At 49.8% G+C, this 18,117-nt stretch carries 9 protein-coding genes and 1 tRNA gene; 6 read left to right on the top strand and 4 right to left on the bottom strand.

What is annotated here, in order from left to right:
* Window positions 1–98 precede the first annotated feature (98 nt).
* Window positions 99–1,202, top strand: a complete 1,104-nt coding sequence (locus FHS90_RS09440; protein ID WP_182512863.1) for a DUF5005 domain-containing protein — start codon at window positions 99–101, stop codon at window positions 1,200–1,202.
* A gap of 167 nt (window positions 1,203–1,369) precedes the next feature.
* On the opposite strand, the gene FHS90_RS09435 is transcribed toward FHS90_RS09440, so the two are convergent.
* Complete coding sequence (locus FHS90_RS09435; RefSeq protein WP_182512862.1) at window positions 1,370–2,794, bottom strand: RtcB family protein; 1,425 nt, start codon at window positions 2,792–2,794, stop codon at window positions 1,370–1,372.
* A gap of 211 nt (window positions 2,795–3,005) precedes the next feature.
* Window positions 3,006–7,979 (bottom strand): IPT/TIG domain-containing protein, encoded by a 4,974-nt coding sequence (locus FHS90_RS09430; protein WP_246386847.1) that lies wholly within the window; start codon window positions 7,977–7,979, stop codon window positions 3,006–3,008.
* 385 nt (window positions 7,980–8,364) lie between these two features.
* Between FHS90_RS09430 and FHS90_RS09425 the strand changes: the two genes are divergently transcribed.
* Together FHS90_RS09425 and ypfJ are read left to right on the top strand one after the other, a co-directional pair.
* A complete protein-coding gene (locus FHS90_RS09425) occupies window positions 8,365–10,104 on the top strand; it encodes a WYL domain-containing protein (protein WP_182512860.1) in 1,740 nt (579 codons plus the stop codon).
* A gap of 640 nt (window positions 10,105–10,744) precedes the next feature.
* The gene (gene ypfJ, locus FHS90_RS09420; RefSeq protein ID WP_182512859.1) at window positions 10,745–11,644 is read left to right on the top strand and encodes a KPN_02809 family neutral zinc metallopeptidase; all 900 of its coding nucleotides are present in this window, start codon (window positions 10,745–10,747) and stop codon (window positions 11,642–11,644) included.
* Window positions 11,645–12,404: 760 nt separating this feature from the next.
* Here the strand turns inward: ypfJ and FHS90_RS09415 are convergent.
* Window positions 12,405–12,476: transfer RNA gene (locus tag FHS90_RS09415), tRNA-Glu, on the bottom strand.
* Between the two features lie 112 nt (window positions 12,477–12,588).
* On the opposite strand from FHS90_RS09415, the gene FHS90_RS09410 reads away from it, so the two are divergent.
* The 3 genes from FHS90_RS09410 to yjjX all read left to right on the top strand — a co-directional run bounded on the left by FHS90_RS09410 (window position 12,589) and on the right by yjjX (window position 14,731).
* The gene (locus FHS90_RS09410) at window positions 12,589–12,729 is read left to right on the top strand and encodes a hypothetical protein (protein ID WP_182512858.1); all 141 of its coding nucleotides are present in this window, start codon (window positions 12,589–12,591) and stop codon (window positions 12,727–12,729) included.
* A gap of 373 nt (window positions 12,730–13,102) precedes the next feature.
* On the top strand, window positions 13,103–14,086 hold the full coding sequence (yiaK, locus tag FHS90_RS09405) for a 3-dehydro-L-gulonate 2-dehydrogenase (RefSeq protein WP_182512857.1): 984 nt from the start codon (window positions 13,103–13,105) through the stop codon (window positions 14,084–14,086).
* Between the two features lie 99 nt (window positions 14,087–14,185).
* Complete coding sequence (gene yjjX, locus FHS90_RS09400; RefSeq protein ID WP_182512856.1) at window positions 14,186–14,731, top strand: inosine/xanthosine triphosphatase; 546 nt, start codon at window positions 14,186–14,188, stop codon at window positions 14,729–14,731.
* Window positions 14,732–14,853: 122 nt separating this feature from the next.
* Here yjjX and FHS90_RS09395 read toward each other — a convergent pair whose 3' ends face one another.
* Window positions 14,854–18,087, bottom strand: a complete 3,234-nt coding sequence (locus FHS90_RS09395; protein ID WP_182512855.1) for a S41 family peptidase — start codon at window positions 18,085–18,087, stop codon at window positions 14,854–14,856.
* Between the last annotated feature and the right edge of the window lie 30 nt (window positions 18,088–18,117).

The raw sequence follows: 18,117 nt of genomic DNA, 5'->3' as shown, positions 1-18,117 counted from the left end.
GCTTCCTTTCTGTTGCGGCCACGTCATTTCTTCTCACAGGCTGTGCTGAAAAACAAAACACTGCCGAAGAGCCAACGGTAAATTCAAGTACAGCAGAATTGGATTCCCAACAAGTCAAGGCTGTTTCTGTGCCTCAATGGGAGCAGATGCTGCAGCACAATTCTGGTTGGCTAGGTGCCGATGGCATTTACAGTGTAGCCTTGAACGGCGTGGAGAAAGCCGGCCAAGCTGATAGCGCCAATACCTTTTTCTGGTTCAGTGACACCATTATCGGTGAGGTGAAGGGAGATTCTCTTCAGGCCGATTGGGAGATGATCCATAACTCGGTGGGGTACATGCAGGGCGCTACGCCAGATCCTGCTAAGATTAAATTCCACTGGAAAAAGAATGGGCAAGGTCTTTCTGAGTCCATGTTTGAGCCGCACACTCCTAATTCCCAACCCGATGACTACTACTGGTTAGGCGACGGCTTCTTCAACCACAGCAAAGACAGCACCATCTACCTCTTTGCATACCGTATCAAGAAGCTTCCTGGCGGGGTGTATCCTTTTGAAGATGTGGGGGTGTCACTCATTGCGTTGCCCAAAGGCAGCCGACCGCCCTTTGAGAAGCACCGCCAAGTAGACACTCCTTTGTTTCTGAAAGACAGCAAAGGCAAAGGAAAAGTGGTGTTTGGGGTGGCGGTTCTTGCCAATACGGTGGGCGCCAGAGCCCCTAAACCAGACGGCTACATCTATGTGTACGGCGTAAGAGGCGAGAAGAAGGAGCTGCTGGTGGCACGAGTGAAAGATCAGGAGTTTGAAGACTTCAGCCAGTGGCGGTACTGGGACGGGGCAAATTGGGGTGAAGATATTCACAGAGCGGCAGCCCTCACCAACCGGGTTTCCAATGAGATGAGCGTCTCCTTTATGGAAGACGGAAGAGTGTTGGCGGCTTACCAGTTAGACACCAATTCTCCGGTGGTGGCCATACAGGCTGGGCAAACGCCCGCCGGGCCATTTCAACCAGCTAAAAAGATCTATGAGACGCCTCAGATCTATGAGGATCTTGATTTCTACACCTACAATGCCAAGGCGCACCCGCACCTTTCTAAACCTGGTGAATTGTTAATAAGTTACAATGTAAACTCATTTGACTTTATTGCTGATATTCACAAGCACCCTCACCACTTACGGCCTAGGTTTGTCTCTTTGAAATATTGATACCATAAAGATTCCTGTAGAGGATTTCTAAATGTTTCACATCCCTTTTAACAAAGACGGATGATTGCTTTCTGTTTTTGACCTGTTTTGGCCAAAACAGGTCAAAAACAGAAGGTAGTATTAAAGCATAGGTTTTACATCAAAGTTATACTAGAGGGCTTCTTAATTCACTCCCCCTCCAGATACTGTTCATCCCCACACATGCGCACGATCTTCGGTGTGAAAGTCCCCACCACGTCCACCAGTTCCTGCTGGGCGGCCATGACCTGGTGGATGTCTTTGTAGGCCATGGGCGCTTCGTCCAGGCCAGAACCGATAAGCTCTACGCCCGCTTCCTCTAGATGCTGCTTCACCACCGCGGGGGAAAGGGTGTTCTTGGCCTGGGTGCGGGATAGCTGGCGTCCGGCCCCGTGCGAGGCGGAGTTCACCGAGGCCGCCGTTCCGCGCCCGCGCACAATGAAGCCGGGGGCCGTCATGGAGCCCGGGATAATCCCCAGCACGCCCAGGCCCGCGGGCGTGGCGCCTTTGCGGTGCACAATCAGTTCCTGGCCCTGCGCGTCCAGCTCTTTCCAGGCGAAGTTGTGGTGGTTTTCTACCATGGCCAGCGGCTCCAGCGCCAGGGCCTGCGCCAGCCGCGCATGGATCTGGTGGTGGCAGGCAGAGGCGTAGTCTCCGGCCAGGTTCATGGCGAGCCAGTATTCCTGTCCTGCCTCAGTGTTCAGGTCCAGCCACGCCAGATGGCGCGACTCCGGCGGCAGCGGACAGGCCTGCATGGCCAGCTTGGTGTAATGGCCCGCAATGGCCGCGCCCATGCCGCGCGAACCCGAGTGCGACAGCACGGCCAGGTACTCGCCCACGGGCAGCCCGAACTCATTCTGCGCATCAGAGAGCGCCACCGTCCCGAACTCCACAAAGTGGTTTCCGCCGCCCGAGGAACCCAACTGCGCAAACGCCCGGTCCTTCAGGCCGCGCAGCACGGGAATCTCAGAAAATTCCACCCGGTCAATGACCGCGTGCTCCAAGGGTTTCTGGAACGTCGCCCGTCCGAAGCGGGTATTGTCCAGCAGAATCTTCTTAAGGGTATCGCGCTCCCGGGTGATGAAATCAGCGGGGGCAGGGTAGAGGGTGAGGCACATGCGGCAGCCAATGTCCACGCCCACACCGTAGGGAATCACCGCGTTGCGTGTGGCCAGCACCCCGCCAATGGGCAGGCCGTAACCTTGGTGGGCATCGGGCATGAGGGCGCCCGCCACCGCCACGGGCAAGCGCATGGCCGTCTCCATCTGGCGTCTGGCGCCGTTCTGAATACCTGCCCCGTCATACACCGCAAACGGCAGCGGTGCTGGGTGCAGGGGAATCATGGCGGGTGTCTTAGGGGCCGTCAAGGCCTCGGCCAGCGGGGCCAGGGTGGCGTGCGTCAGGAACTCGGCGGGTTGCGCCAGGACCTGGGCCAACTGGTGGCGTTGTTCATCCTGAGGCGTGGTGGCAAAGTGTTCCGCCAACAGGCGAAGGGCCAAGCCCATGGTTTTGTCTTGTGGGTAGCCTAGTGCCAGCAGGTCTTTGCCGGTGAGCGTGGATGGGGCGTGTGTCATGGTTCAACGTGTTGGTTGGTTTACGCTGGCAAAGCAAAGGGGCAAGTGCGCAGGCTTTTTGCGCAGGTGCAGGAAAGGTTGACATATTTTTGCAGGTGCGTTTTTGGCCTGATTTCAGGAAAGTAGCCCAAAAACGGAAAGTGATTGGTCAGTTGTGCTATAAAAAAGGCCAGAAAATGAATTCTGGCCTTTGCTTTACACGAAGTGTGCCTTATAATATTGAAATCCTTTTCAGCACCTTTCCGCGTTGGGTTTCTATGATAAGCAAGTATAGGCCTGCCTGATGGTGTTGAAGATTCACCTCTATTTGCCCCGTCTGGGTAGTCGCAACTGCGGTCTGATATACCTGTTTGCCCGTTGACTCAAACACCTTGACAGATTGTACATCAAAATCAGCTTTGATAAAATCTACAATGAATTTTCCTGTGCTGGGATTAGGGTATACTTGAATGGATTGGTCAGGGGTTAGTTCTTCAACGGTAAAGCTTTTGGTATCACGTCCGCCAAGGCCGGCCACCATAACATTCCCAGTAGTGGCTCCCCTAGGGACCCGCACTTTCAGAACGGTTTCAGATGCGCTCAATATCAATGCCTTAAAACTTCCAAACATAACAGTGTCTTGCTCGCCAAAGGTATTAAAGTGGTCACCTTTGAGCTCTACCACTGTTCCTACGCTACCTTGAGCCGGCAATATCTGTGTTAGTATTGGGGCGGGAATTACTTCAAAGGCCTTTGATGCAGTCCCCCCGGGAGTGGTAACCTTTACAGTGCCTGAGGTGGCACCTGCCGGTACCCGCACCAGCAATTGGCTTTCACTGGCCTGGAGCACTTCGGCTGCAAGACTGTTAAAGTTTACGGTATTTCGCTGAGCCGTTGGCGCAAAATTGGTGCCTTGCAGGGAAAGGTTTCCGCCCACACGCTGTCTATTCAAGTTAAATCCAGAAATGACAGGGGGGTGCCAAACCTGATAGGTGCCAACGCTGGTAACCTGGCCACCCTTGGTTTGAATGATGAATTTATTTGAACCTGCCCCGGTGGGTATTTTAATAGTAACCGCGTTTGCTCCTATGCTTAAAATTTCACAGGTGAGCGTACCTAACATCACGCTTTCTACTAGTTCAGAAGTTAAATGATTTCCCTCTAGCGTTACCTCTGCACCTATGATGCCTTCAGCCGGGGCAAAGCGCGTCAAAATGGGCGGTTGGTATACGGTAAAGTTTGTGGTGCTGGAGCCATTCCCGTTTTCTGTGACTACTTTTATTTTTCCGGAGCTGGCTCCGGTGGGAACTTTCACTTTCAGGGTGGTGCCGGTACTTTCTAGTACTTCAGCCTTAATCTGGTTAAAAAAGACTTGATTACTGGCGGCGGTGGGGGCAAATTTTGATCCTGTCAGGAGAACCTCTGCTCCAATTTTCCCCGCCCTAGGCGAAAAAGAAGAAAGTACAGGGTGGTGCCACACCATGAAGAGTTCTTGGCTTTCTACCTTTCCGCCCAACGTCTTCACTTCCACCTTCCCTTTTAATGCCGCTTCAGGCACTTGTACTTTTAAATAGGTGAGGGTGGCTTCCTGTACAGTGGCAGCTACTCCGTTAAAGGTAACTGTATCTTGTCGTGCTTCCGGTGAAAAATGGTTGCCAGTGATGGTAACAACTTCGCCAGGAACTGCCTCATTGGGTGTGATGGCAGTTATTGTAGGCTTTTGGTAGACAGTGAATTCTTCAAGGCTTGAAACTGCGCCGTCTGGAGTAACCACTTTAATCTTACCACTAACTGCAGTGGCCGGGACTAATGCTTTTATTTCAGTTGGGCTCGCCCATAACACCTGAGCGGCTATTCCATTGAAGGCTACTTTGTTTTCGGCGGCTACCGCCGAAAAGTTTTTCCCTGTGATCGTTACCGGGGTGCCTATGCGGCTTTGGATAGGGGAAAAACTGCTTATTGCGGGAGAGGCAACAATTTCACTGGCCTTCAGCTGCTGTTCGGCTATAACCGGTGGCAAGTCATAGATGCGGTTCTGCGTGGTATTGGTTCTAACTGGCTCATTAAAGTCAAAAAAGATATCAGCATAATTCTCAATCAGATGCTTCTCTGGTAGGTCTGCTTTAGGTTTGATGCTGAACTGGATGGCCCCATTGCTACCTGCCTGGTTGGTACCGCTGTCGGGCAGCATGATGTTATTGAAGGTGAAAGTAAGAATGGGTCTTTCTTTGCTCGAAACGGTGAGCCGGTACGGGTGAGAAACTGCGCCAATTTTAAACGTGCTCAAATCTAAATCTGATGACAGTGTGTCTACCACCACCACTTTGTAGGCTACATCATTGCCTGTATTCTGGAACCGGATGGTGTATTTGAGCGGGGCATTGGTGGGGGTATAGCGTTCTGGAGTAAGGCCAACTGGAACTACCTGTTTGTCATTAGGATCAAAAGAGTCTGTGATGGGAAGGCATTCCTCAGCTATTTCCGGTTCTGACTCATCTGGTTGATAAGCCATCATGGCAACATCTGGCAGGCCGGTTACATTGGCTTTCTGCATTTCAAGATTTGCACTAGCAATAGTTTTGTGAGGGTGCCCCTGGGGCTGATCTGCCTCTACTCTAACCACACGGCTGTCGGTTTGGAACCGAAGCACCAGGCTGTCGCCAGTGGCAAGTTTATATTTACCAGTCAGTGATAGTGCTAAATTTTGATACACTCTATAAGTAAGGCTATCAGACATGTTCGCCACCCCTTTATTGCTAATGACAAACCTTGCCTGACCCTCTTGGGTAACTTTGCCAAGTACTCCCATGTAAGAATTATCCCAATGAGGCTTTGGCGAATAGATATTGTTAGGGGTGATCCAAACTTTAGTACAAACGGTAAGGCCCCGTATGGACGGATCATCACAGGATACCTTGTCCCTAATGAAAATAGTGCCAGATTGATTGGGGTTAAGATCACCTACTAAAAAAACATAATTTCCTTTAGCATCTATGTAATGAGGGATAGATGCTGAAATAAAATGTATCTGTGGCGGCAACTGTACTGTTACCTTAGCTTGGTAGGCTGTTGCAAACCCATTATTAGCATAGGTAACAGTTGTAAGATTCTCCATACACCTACGGCGGCGGTTAGAGGTGATGCTTACAGTAAGAAAAGGTTTACCTACTTCTTGAAATCCAAAATCAGGCCCTCTTTTTGTATTACCTAAGTTTGAAAAATATACTGTCTGAGGTGTGGCGCAAATATTTTGCATCTGGCTCATCAGGTCTGGAGGAACCAGTTGTTTGACTGTAAACCTCCCTACACCTACTTCAAGCCTATATTCTCCCTTTTCATTCGTTACCGCATACCTGGGGCCAGGTTCTGCACTTACTATAATTCCGGCTAAACTATATTCAAGTTCTCCTTTATTGCAATCATTATTTGCTTCAACATAGATCTTACCTGTTATATAATTAAGGAGAGAAATATCTTTGTAAGTGAAAATGGCAAGGGTACCGTCTGTTTCACGGGTTACATACGTGTTGCCCGTCTTGTTCGGTGTGATGCTACCTTTTTCTTCGGAAACCTCATTCAGCAGCTGGCCAGAGGAGCTAAATATTCTATAAAGCCCCAGTCTTTTATTTATATGCCTAAAAGCAATGTACACTTTTCCAGCATTATCTACACCAAAATTGATTGGGTGAACGTCTGGTGCCACTTCTCCAGTGTAATATTCAAGCACTTTCTCACCAGAGGGGGTAAATTTCTTTATTCTAGAATCTGGCCAGCTCAATGTATAGGCATTTCCTTGGCCATCAAACTCTAATAAGTTAATATTATTTAAGATCTCTGACCAAGGGCCTCTGGTACCTAGGGGTTCAAGTAAAACTCCTTCTGGGTTTATTTGTTGAATTAGTTTATTCCCTAAATCATGCACTCTGATAATACCTGCCTGGTTCACTGAAATGCCGCCAGGGTAAAATATTCTATCATTTACATTTGTGCTTAAGTTTATCTTGAAACTCTTGAGAAAACTACCGCTGCTGCTAAACTTTTGAATGCGTAGGGAATTTTCTTTGTGTTCAAGATGGTATATATTCCCTGAATTGTCTACCGCAAGGTAATTGGTCGTAGAATAATACTCATCATTAGGGAAAATATTTGCTTTTATTTTTAAAAGGAGATTACCAGTAGCATCATATTTGAGTATTTCCTTCCTATTGTTTTCATAGACATATAGATTGCCCTGCTGATCAAATGTTGGTATAAAAAAACTCTTTTTAAATTGAAAGGTCTGTAGCAAATCTCCGGAAGGGGAAAATTTTTTAAAGTAAGATTTAGACTGGCCAGATGAAGGTGTTGGTCTACCGTCTAGCAAATAAAGATTGCCGGTTTCGTCTAAGGCCAATTTTAAATGTGGCCCCACTAAAAGATCCTCATTATTACCAGTATGGTGAATGGGTTTAATGAACACTCCATTACTATCAAACTGTAGTATTTTTTTGTTGAAAATTAAGTAAATGCCCCCAAATTTGCCTACTGCCAATGAAAGCCCTCCAGTATTTGCTTGGCCCCACCCATTTTGGTCAAAAGAGAAAGATCCCAATACATCACCATTTGGTGAAAATTTGTGCACAAGCTTTTCCACATCATCAAGCACATATAGATTTTGTTGTGCGTCAAAACCTATATCAGCAACAGCGCCTAATGTTCCCCCCGTTGCAATTGAATTCCCAATTTGCTGAATTAAGGTACCACTCTGATTAAATTTGAGGACGGTATTTTTGGTTTTATCAGCTATAAAGACATGTTTTTGTTCATCAATTATTATTGAACCTATGCTCAATATTCCTCCTGTATTAGTACTTGATGAACCAAATGTCTGTTGTGGTTGGCCATCTATGCTAAATTTGGTGACGCAGTTACATGATAAATCAGCTGCATATATATCACCAGCATTGTCAAGTGCAATGGATGCATTATTTGTTAGAGGGCTATTTTTTCCAATATCAATTCCCTCAAGAACTTTGCCCGTATTATTTAAAACAGTAACACTAAATTGCTCTAAAATGTATAGGTTGCCTGCTTTGTCAATGGCTATATCATGCGGGGTGCTTATAGTTGTACTAATGATGCTCTCTTTCTGAAAATCAAAGTCTTGGGAAAAGGTTAGGTGAAAGTGGAATAGCAGAGCTAAAAGGAGAAGATATCTTTGCATCATCAAAGTGTTATATAATTATCAAAATATATAAAGCTAGTATTTAAAGAAAGAGGTGTCTCCCTAAGTGAAAGAATGCTTTGGCTTTTAAATTTCAGTGAAAAGTCTCCCAAAATGAAAATCCCAAAATATTATTAACATAGAGTTTATCACTTCCTAGTAAAGATATATGATTTTAATCAGGTTACTGTAACTCATTTAGTTAAATATAAGCTCGTGTTCTGGGTAAGGTTTGCTTATGATTTATATTGGGCCTCCAGTTCACGTAGTCTTTGTTGAATTTGCTTTCCCCTTGTTTGGCCTTTTAATTATACACAGGAAAGCGGATACTGCGCAGGCTTTTTGCGCCGGAGAAAGTTTTTTCTAACTTTCTTTCAAATACCTTCCCATGCCTGTTAACCGCAACGCCCTCATTCGCTTCAGAACCATTGACAACTGCCTGCGCAACCGCTACCGCCGGTGGACCCTGGAGGATTTGATGGAGGCCTGCTCTGAGGCGCTGTATGAATATGAGGGCATAGACAAGGGCGTGAGCCGCCGAACCGTGCAGATGGATCTGCAGCTCATGCGCAGCGACAAGCTGGGGTACAACGCGCCCATTGTGGTGGTGGACAAAAAGTACTACGCCTATGAAGACCCAGACTACTCCATCACCAACATTCCGCTCACCGACCAGGATCTGGGCAAGCTCACCGAAGTGGTGGAGATCCTGCGGCAGTTCAAGGGGTTCAGCCACTTCCATGAACTCAACGGCATGGTGCAGAAGCTGGAAGACCGCATTATCAGCGCCAAAACCAAACAGGCCCCCATCATTGACCTGGAGAAGAACGAGCACCTGAAAGGCCTGGAGCACCTTGATTTTCTTTACCAATCCATCCTGAACAAAAAGGCCATTGCCCTCTCTTACCAGTCCTTCCGGGCGCGGGAGGCCAGTGTGTTTTACTTCCACCCGTATTTCCTGAAAGAATACCGCAACCGTTGGTTCCTGATTGGGGTCCGGAAGGAGAACCAGCCGGTGTTGACGCTGGCGCTGGACCGCATCCTGACCGTAGAAGAGGCCGCTGTGCCCTATGTGGAGAATACCACTCTGAACATTGGCACCTATTTCAAGGACGTGATCGGGGTGACCGTGAGCCCTACGGGGGAGCCGCAGACGGTAGAGCTGTATTTCAACGCCGAGACGGCGCCGTATGTGCTCACCAAGCCCCTGCACCACTCGCAGAGGGTGCTGGAGCGCACGGGCAACGGCCTCATCATCCAGCTGCAGGTACAGCCCAACTTTGAGTTGGAGCGGGAGATCCTGGGCTTCGGGGACTGTGTGAAGGTGCTGAAACCGGAGCGGCTGCGCCGAAGGATTCAGGAAAAAATGAGCAACGCCGCTGAGCTGTATGAGAAGGAGCTTCGGTTGATCGAGCTGGAGTCCAGCAAGAAGAAACTGCTGCGCAGCGGCACCGCCATCCTGGATGGCCTCTACACCCAGAAAGAGGTGGGGCACCTGCTGTCTGTCATCAACCGCGCCACCCAGGACACCGCCCGCTTCAGGAGAACCGGGGATCTGTTCGCCATCAGGGGGCTGTTGCAGGAGATCCCCAAGCTGAAAGCGGTGCTCTTCAACCACAACCTCTGCTCTCTGGTGAAAGAGGCCTTCGGGGAGAACTACTTCCTCACCAAGGCCATCTACTTTGACAAACCTCCCCAGTCTAACTGGTACGTGACCTGGCACCAGGATGTGCCCATCAATGTGCGGGAGAAAGTGGAAACCAACGGGTTCAAAGGCTGGACCAACAAGGCCGGACTTATCAGTGTGGTTCCGCCAATAGAGTACCTGCAGAAAGCGTTCACGGTGCGCCTTCACCTAGATGACACCGATGAGAAGAACGGGGCGTTGCGGGTGATCCCCAAGACCCATTTCAGCATCCTGTCTAGCCAAGACATGGCGCTCCTGCGCGAAACCAGTGAAAGTAAATGCTGCCGTGTCTTGCGCGGCGGGGTACACCTCATGAAACCGCTCACCCTGCATGCCTCCTCCAAGACCGAGGATGACCGGCACCGCCGGGTGATCCACCTGGAGTTTAACTGCCTGGAGCTGCCCAACGGCCTGGAGTGGCTGGAGCGGGAGAGTTTCTAGGCGGTATATTGAACATCTCTGAAATAGAAAAGCCAAATCACTCCCTAATTTCAGTCATCTGCAATTTGTTCTGTACTCCATTTTTTTGCAGCGGTTGGTTTTGAGCAAAACAACCTATTTGAAGGAAGGTTTGTATGGTCAGGCCAAAGGAAAGCTAAGCAAATTATTAAGACGGCATTTTCTCCAGTGTGTCGCTAGCCAGGGCGCACTGTGAATTTATTTCTGAGCTGTCCTTCTTTTAAAGAGGCAGATAATACCAATGATAGTGAGCCTGTTTAGTGTTTTCTGATCATTGGCGCAAGTGTCTGCTTTTTGTAGCCTTTTGAAGTTTTTTGCCTCTGTTTCTGGCCTGTTTTCGCAAAAGAAGAGCCAAAACAGCGATACAAGCGGGTGCTGGCGCCAGTACAGAAGCTGTCTAGAGCTCATTTTTGGAAATGCTAAACAGGCTCAGTATAAGACGGTTTTTGGTGAGTTATTTTCTGCTGAAAGAAAGAAGTGCCAGAGCAAGTCTTTAGCAGTAAATGAGTGCATCTAAGTAAAGGGGCATGCCGTTAAACGGTGCAGGTCTGGATGGAAAATCTCAGCGGCAGGGTTGAAAGAATCATACAGGCCAGTATTCACCACTTAAAAGAAGATGCACATGAAATGGCAAGGCAGAAGAAAAAGTAGCAATATAGTAGACCGGAGAGGACAGGCTGGAGGCGGTTTAGGCGGCGGAAGAGGCATGAATCCCATGCTGCTCGTTTCCTTGTTCCGGCTGCTTTTCTCAAAAGCAGGGTTGGTGATTGTAGCAGTGCTGGCGGTGGTTTTCTTTCTAACCGGAACCAATCCCATAGCATTCTTACAGCAGTTTGTGGACGGGGAACCGCAGTATGCCCAAATTTCTACAGACCAGCGCAATCCAGAAGAGCAGGCGTTGGCTGAACAGACTGGCATTGTACTGGCAGACACTGAAGATGTTTGGAATAAGCTGTTGCAAGGGTACCGAGAGCCTACGCTGGTGCTGTTTTCCGGGCAGGTAAACTCCGCCTGCGGGCTCGCCTCTTCGGCCTCCGGCCCATTTTATTGCCCCGGCGATGAGAAACTATACATAGATTTGAGCTTTTTTGGCGAAATGGAACACCAACTTGGGGCTGCCGGAGATTTTGCGCAAGCGTACGTGGTAGGCCATGAAGTTGGCCACCATGTGCAGAAGCTGACCGGGACTATGGAGCAGGTAAACGCCATGCGCGGCCAACTGTCAGAAGTAGAATTCAATAAACTCATGGTAAGAGTAGAGCTCCAGGCCGATTTCTATGCCGGGGTGTGGGCGCATCATACCCAGCGCGCCACCGGGTTTATGGAGCCGGGTGATCTGGAAGAAGCCTTGAACGCGGCTAGTGCCATTGGTGATGACCGCCTGCAGAAACGGTCAACCGGAAGGGTGGTGCCAGATTCCTTCACACACGGTACTTCGGCCCAACGGGTTAGGTGGTTCAAAAAAGGTTTTGAGACCGGCGATGTCTCACAGGGTGATACGTTTAATGCAGCTGTTTTATAATACAGATGAAGCGAGGATGTTTGATTTTTAGGAGGAAGTAAACAGGGGAGGGGTAAATAATTCAGGGAACTCTGCTGAATCACGCCCCTGTAAGTCTCGGGGCTATACTAGCTGTAATATTTTTTGCGAGAATGAAAACCGCTCTGTTGCTGCAGAAAGGTTTTTAGTAAACTCTGTAATAAGAGTATTGAGCCGTTTATTGAAAGATTAATTCTATTGCTTTTTCCCTATTTTGAAGAGCAACCCGGGTTAGGCAAATATCTGTAATAAAGAACAGGACATGTGTAGAACTAAACCTTTAGTGATTTTTAAAATTGTAGAACCTTAGTGAAACGTGAGCATTCTGTTTCATTTTTGGGAAAGCAATGTAATTGGAGCCTTATGGGAATTAGGGCTTAGCAGGGGCTAAATAGTAATTGCAGATAATAACTTTTAAACAATGGGTACCAGATCAGGAGACCAACAGAAGAAGCAGCGCCAAAAGGAGTTCCGAGAAAGGAAAGAGCATCAGGAGTTACTGAAAGCAGAGGCAAAGAAAGCAAAACGCAATTCCTCAAAAGCGGAGGAGGTAATTGACAGGAAGCCCCATGAGCAAGATTAATGTAGAAGGCATGGAGAGCTGGCGGTGCTGGTATTGCCTCTGGATTGTTTTCTGGTATTACAACCGGTAGGGCATGGACACCTCAGCAGTTGGGCTGCATCTGGAAGATGCCCAATCTGCAAGAAAAAGCCCCTCAGAGTGAGCTGAGGGGCTTTTTTGTAGTCCGTAGGGGAATCGAACCCCTGTTACCAGAATGAAAATCTGGTGTCCTAACCCCTAGACGAACGGACCATCTTTCGGTTTTGATGGTGCAAATATAGAAGGCTGTTTTTTATTTGCCAAATAGTGAGTAAAAAAATATTCTGCCTCAGCCTCTGTACAGGTAGCTGTGTCTTTAAAAGCCTTGAAAAGCAATAATTTGCAAACGGATGATTTTTTCAAAAAAAATCTGTTTTCAGGCTGTTTTCGTAAAAACAGCCTGAAAACAGAAGGTACAGATGATTGGGGGCGGTCTGCAAAATGTGCTGGAACAGAGTTGGCATGATCCCGAGTCTGATCCAGCCCGTGAACTCCCTTTATATTAAAGCAGCGCCAAACAGTTGAAGATTTCTTGCTGGTTTTCTTATCTTATGGGTGTTATCCTACAAGGTTGACCAGACCAGAGGAGTTATTTATTCTGCATAAATGAAAGTAAATTACCATAAGCGAGAGCTGCGGCAATGGTATGTTGGCGCAAGTTCAGAATGGTTTTTGGCGCTGAAAACGGGCATCAGAAGAACCTGATATGGCGGTTGCCTTGCATCATAGCGCTGCTATGCTGCTCTAAAAGCGCACGCCAGAACCTTTTGCTCCTCACGTTGGCCTGTACAATCTACATGTACTCATGTTCTTAGCACAGAAATATAAACTATAAGCAAATGCGGGTAGCCTACCAGGAACTAGAAAAACAATTCAGGCGGGTGTTGCTGAAAAACGGGTTTCCGGCGGAAAAAGCGGAGCTCTGCGCCCGCATCTTCGCAGAGAATAGCCGGGACGGTGTGTACTCCCATGGGGTGAACCGCTTCCCGGTGTTTGTGCAGATGGTGCAGGAGGGATGGGTGTTGCCTTCGGCAGAGCCGGAAAAAGTGAGTGCCATGGGAGTACTGGAGCAGTGGGACGGGCATCTGGCACCTGGAATGTATACGGCCACACTAGCCATGCAACGCGCCATAGACCTGGCCAAAGCCAATGGGATAGGAGCTGTTGCTGTCAAGCATTCCAACCACTGGATGCGCGGCGGCACCTATGGCTGGCAAGCCGCCGAAGCCGGTTGCATTGGCATTTGCATGACCAACACCATTGCCAACATGCCCCCTTGGGGCGGAACGGAGCCAACGCTGGGCAATAATCCAGTAGTGATAGCGGTGCCCCGAGCCGGTGGTCATGTAGTGCTGGACATGGCCATGACCCAGTATTCCTTTGGAAAGCTTCAGGAGTATAGCTTACAAGAAGAGCAGCTTCCTTACAGTGGCGGCTTTAACAACTCTGGTGAGCTCTCCCAAGATCCAGACGAAATCAGAGCTTCCGGCAGAGCTTTGCCCATTGGCCTTTGGAAAGGGGCCGGCTTGTCTTTGGTCATTGATCTGTTGGTGGCTTCATTGAGCGGTGGACGCACAGTTGCCCAAATCTCAGTAGCGGCGCAGGAGGCAGGCGTTTCACAGTTTTTCCTGTGCATCAAGGCAGATCAGATGAATCCCGAAATCAGTAACCGTGTAATTGCCTTTGCGAAGAGCAGTGCCTTGGCAGAAGAGGGCAAAGACATAAGATACCCCGGCGAAAGGACCTTGGCCACCCGCCACAGAAATGAGCAGGAAGGAGTTCCCGTCAACGAAGAGATTTGGCAACAGCTAACAAATATGTAGGAGAAGCAGGTGTGTGTTGTGGCATCCGGTTTGCGTTTTTGGCTTGTTTTCTGAAAAATCGGCCAAAAACAGATACCTTGCTTTTCCATTGATGCAAGCATGAAAAAAGAGAAGTACAAGATAGTTGTGGCCTCAAACAACCCGGTAAAAGTGGCGGCGGCCTTGGGCGGTTTCCAGAAGATGTTCCCCCGGCTTTCCTTTGAAACCGAGGCTGTCTCAGTTCCTTCGGGCGTTGCCGACCAACCCATGACCGATGCGGAGACGTTACTTGGCGCCGTAAACCGCGTACATGCGGCCAAAACCGCCCAGCCTGAGGCAGATTTCTGGATCGGTTTGGAAGGGGGCGTGGAGATGGATAAGGGGCAGCTATCTGCCTTCGCGTGGATTGTGGTAAGCTCTAAGGATCGATTGGGCAAAGCCCGAACGGGGGCCTTTTACCTTCCGCCTGCGGTCACCGAATTGGTAGGGCAAGGCCTTGAACTGGGAAAAGCCAATGACCAGATCTTCAGCCAGGTGAACTCCAAACAGAAAGGCGGCGCCATTGGGATTCTATCTGACGGGGCGGTAGGCCGGAAGGAATTGTATGAACAGGCCGTGGTGTTGGCGCTGGTGCCGTTCAAGAATGTGCAGCTGTATGCCCTTTAAAGGAATGCAATTTTTGACTTAACTAGTCCATCCTTAATTCTGTACCTTTTCTCCCTAGCCATTTTATCTAAAGCAGGAAAGCCCCAGCCAATGGCTAGGGCTTCTCTGTATGTCAGAATTTTCTACTTCACTTCCTTCAGCAACTCCTGCACGGCGGCTTCCAGCTGTTGGTCGCGACCTTTGCTCATGAGATCAAACTCATTCATCACTTTCACATCGGGTTCGGTCTGGGCATTTTCCAGGTAGCGGCCCTGCACGTCTTTCACGCCCAGAGACGGCACGCCCCAGCGCAGGCTGTTGTCCTGCAGTACTTCCCAACCGCCGAAGGTACAGGTGCCCGGCACCGGCATGCCCACCAGTTTGCCCAGTTTCAAATCCTGGTAACTGAACGCGAAGCAGTGGCCGTCTGAATAGTTGGCTTCGTTGGCGAGGGCAATGCTAGGTTTGGTCCATCTAAAGAACGGTTCCATGCCCACCGAGCGGCTGTCTGTGGTGTAGCTTAGGAACTGTTTACCGCTCAGGAACATGGCCAAATCGGCTACCAGGTCACCGCCGCTGTTGTTACGGGTGTCTACCACCATGCCTTTACGGTTGGCGTATTTGCCCATCACGTCTTCATACACGGTTCTGAATGCCGGGTCGTTCATACCGGGAATGTGCACGTAACCCAATTGGCCATTGCTTAGGCGGTCTACTTCTTCGGCGTTACGCTTCACCCAGCGCTTGTAGAGCAGCACGTTTTCTTCACCGGCAGAGATTGGTTTCACAGTAATGTCGCGGCGTTTTTTGGTGGCCGGGTCATAGATAGTGAGCAGCGTGTTTTTCCCGGCTTTGCGGTTCAGGAACTGGGCGTAGTCTTTGTCTGGCGTTAAGGTTTCACCGTCAATTTTCTCAATCACCATGCCCGCCGAAACATCTAAACCCGCTTTCTTCAACGGACCTTCCAGCAGCACTTCGTCAATTTTGAGGCCGTTGCCAGTGTAGGTTTGGTCATAGAAAATACCCAATGAAGCCGTAGCATCGGCGTTAGCCGGAACATTGGAGAAACTGGCCCCGGAGTGCGACACGTTCAGCTCACCCAGCAACTCACTCAACAGTTCAGAGAACTCATAGTTGTTACTGATGTGCGGCAGGTATTTCTCGTAATCTGGTTTGAGGTCGGCCCAGTTGGTGCCGTGCAGGTTGGTGGTGTAAAAGGCTTTGGCCGTACGGCGCCAAACGTGCTCCAGCATAAAAGCGCGCTCGGCGGCGATGTTCAGATTCAAATCCCCGCTGATGCTCACGTTCTCCTGCTTGCTGCTGGCCGGGTCAAGTTTAATGACTTTGCCATCGGCGAGTAAGAAAATGTGTTTCTGTTCTTTGTCCCAGTCCATGCTGGCGCGGTTGGCGTTGAGCGTGACGGCCATTTTGGTTTCTTTGGTGCGCAGGTTGGTGCTCCAGAGGTTGTAGCCTTTCTCAAAGCGGGCCAGGTAGTACAACGTGCTTCCATCTTTAGACACCAACGCATCACCCAGGGTGGACGAGTGCAGCGTGAGGCGGGCTTTGCGGGTTTTCAGGCCTTCCCAATCAATTTTCAGGACTTCGGCGTCAGTTTTTTTCTTCTTTTTGTCTTTCTCTTTTTCCTGCTCTTTGGCCAGTTTCTCTTCCTGCTCCTTCACCAGCGCGAAGTCTTCTTTGCTCAACTTGAATTTGTCAAAGGCCTCTTGCGTGAGGAACATGGCGTATATGTCTGACTGTGAGCCGCCGCTGTTGGCCTGGGTGCGCATGCCCTCGCGGGTGCTGTGCCAGATGAGCATGTTGCCCGCCATCATCCATTGCGGCTGGGTGTCCTGAAAGCCGCTCTCCGTAAGGTTGATTTTTTTGCCTTTGCCGTCGGCGGAAATCAAGCCGATTTCACCGTTCCAGTAGCCGGGCTCAGAGAAGTCGAAGGCCAGCCATTTGCTGTCTGGGCTCCAGGTGAAATACAGGTCATTGTCGCGCATGGAGAACAGTTCGTTGTTGGTGAGCAAAGTGCGCACCTGTTTGCTGGCCAGGTTAAGAACTTTGATGGTGTTGCGGTTCTCTACAAACGCTACTTCTTTGCCGTCCGGCGAAAACTGGGGTGCGTAGTTCTCGTGCTCATTGTCAATGAGCGGCGTCTCGTTGAGGAGGGTAGAGGCGTAGAAATACGGCTCCTCTTTGCGGGCTATCTGGGTCTGGTAAATCTTCCAGAGGTTGCCGCGCTCACTGGCATACAGCAAGGTTTTCCCGTCGGGCGAGAAACTCACGCTGCGCTCTTGCTCGGGCGTATCGGTGATGCGTTTGGTCACGTTGCCTTCCACCGCCGAGACAAACACTTCGCCCCGGTAAATGAACGCAATTTCTTTTCCGTTTGGTGACACCGCCAAATCCTGCACGCCGCTCCCGGCCACCTGCACCAGCCGCTCATTGTTGGTTTTGGCATCTACGGCCAGGGTTACGGGCACTTTCTTCGGCACGCCGTTGCCCTGCAGGGTATATAATTCCCCATCAAAACTGAAGCATAACGTACTATTGTCAGACACGCTCAAGAAACGCACCGGGTGCTTGGTGAACTTGGTTACTTGGGTAGATTTGCCTTGGCCACTGGCCGAAATTTTGTGCACGTTGAAGGTACCGCTCTCCTCGCTCAGGTAGAAAATAGTCTGCTCATTCTCCGCGAACACAGGGTTGCGGTCTTCGCCGTTGAACGTGGTGAGTTTGGTATGCTTGCCGGTCTTGGCTTCATAGCGCCACAAATCGCGGGTCACGGCAGAGACGTGGTGCTTGCGCCACTGGTTTTCGCCGCCTTTGCGGTCATGGTAAATCAGGGTCTGGCCGTCTTTGCTCACCTGCACGTCCTCGGCGGGAGTGGTCAGGACTTGTTGCACCCGTCCGCCGTTCACCGGCACCTGGTACAGCTCCGGTAAATAAAAGGCCGGGTACTGCCGGTTGCTGGCCATGTCCATACGTGTAGACCCGAAATACACCGTCTTGCCGTCAGCGCTGAAGTCATATGGATACTCATTCACCGAGTGGAACGTCATGCGCGTGGCTTCTCCGCCCGTGGCGGGAATCTTGAACAAATCAAAATTGCCGTACCGGTCAGACGCGAAGACAATAGATTTCCCGTCTGGGCTCCAGACCGGCATAAAATCATGCGCCTCATGTGCCGTCAAAGGAATAGCCGCGCCTCCGGCGGAAGGAACCCGGTACAAATCGCCTTTGTAGGTAAACACAATGGTCTGCCCGTCGGGCGAAATAGACGGGTACCGCAACCAGGAAGGCGTATTCTGGGCGCTGCCCGATAATAAAGTACCTGTCACCAAGGCACCTGATAGTAAGAGTTTTTTGAACATGGGTTGTGGGTGTATGCTAACTCAATTCTG

Origin of the sequence: Rufibacter ruber (genome assembly GCF_014138425.1) — a bacterium.
Taxonomy (GTDB): Bacteria; Bacteroidota; Bacteroidia; order Cytophagales; family Hymenobacteraceae; genus Nibribacter; species Nibribacter ruber_C.
This window is presented reverse-complemented; position numbering and strand designations above follow the sequence as displayed.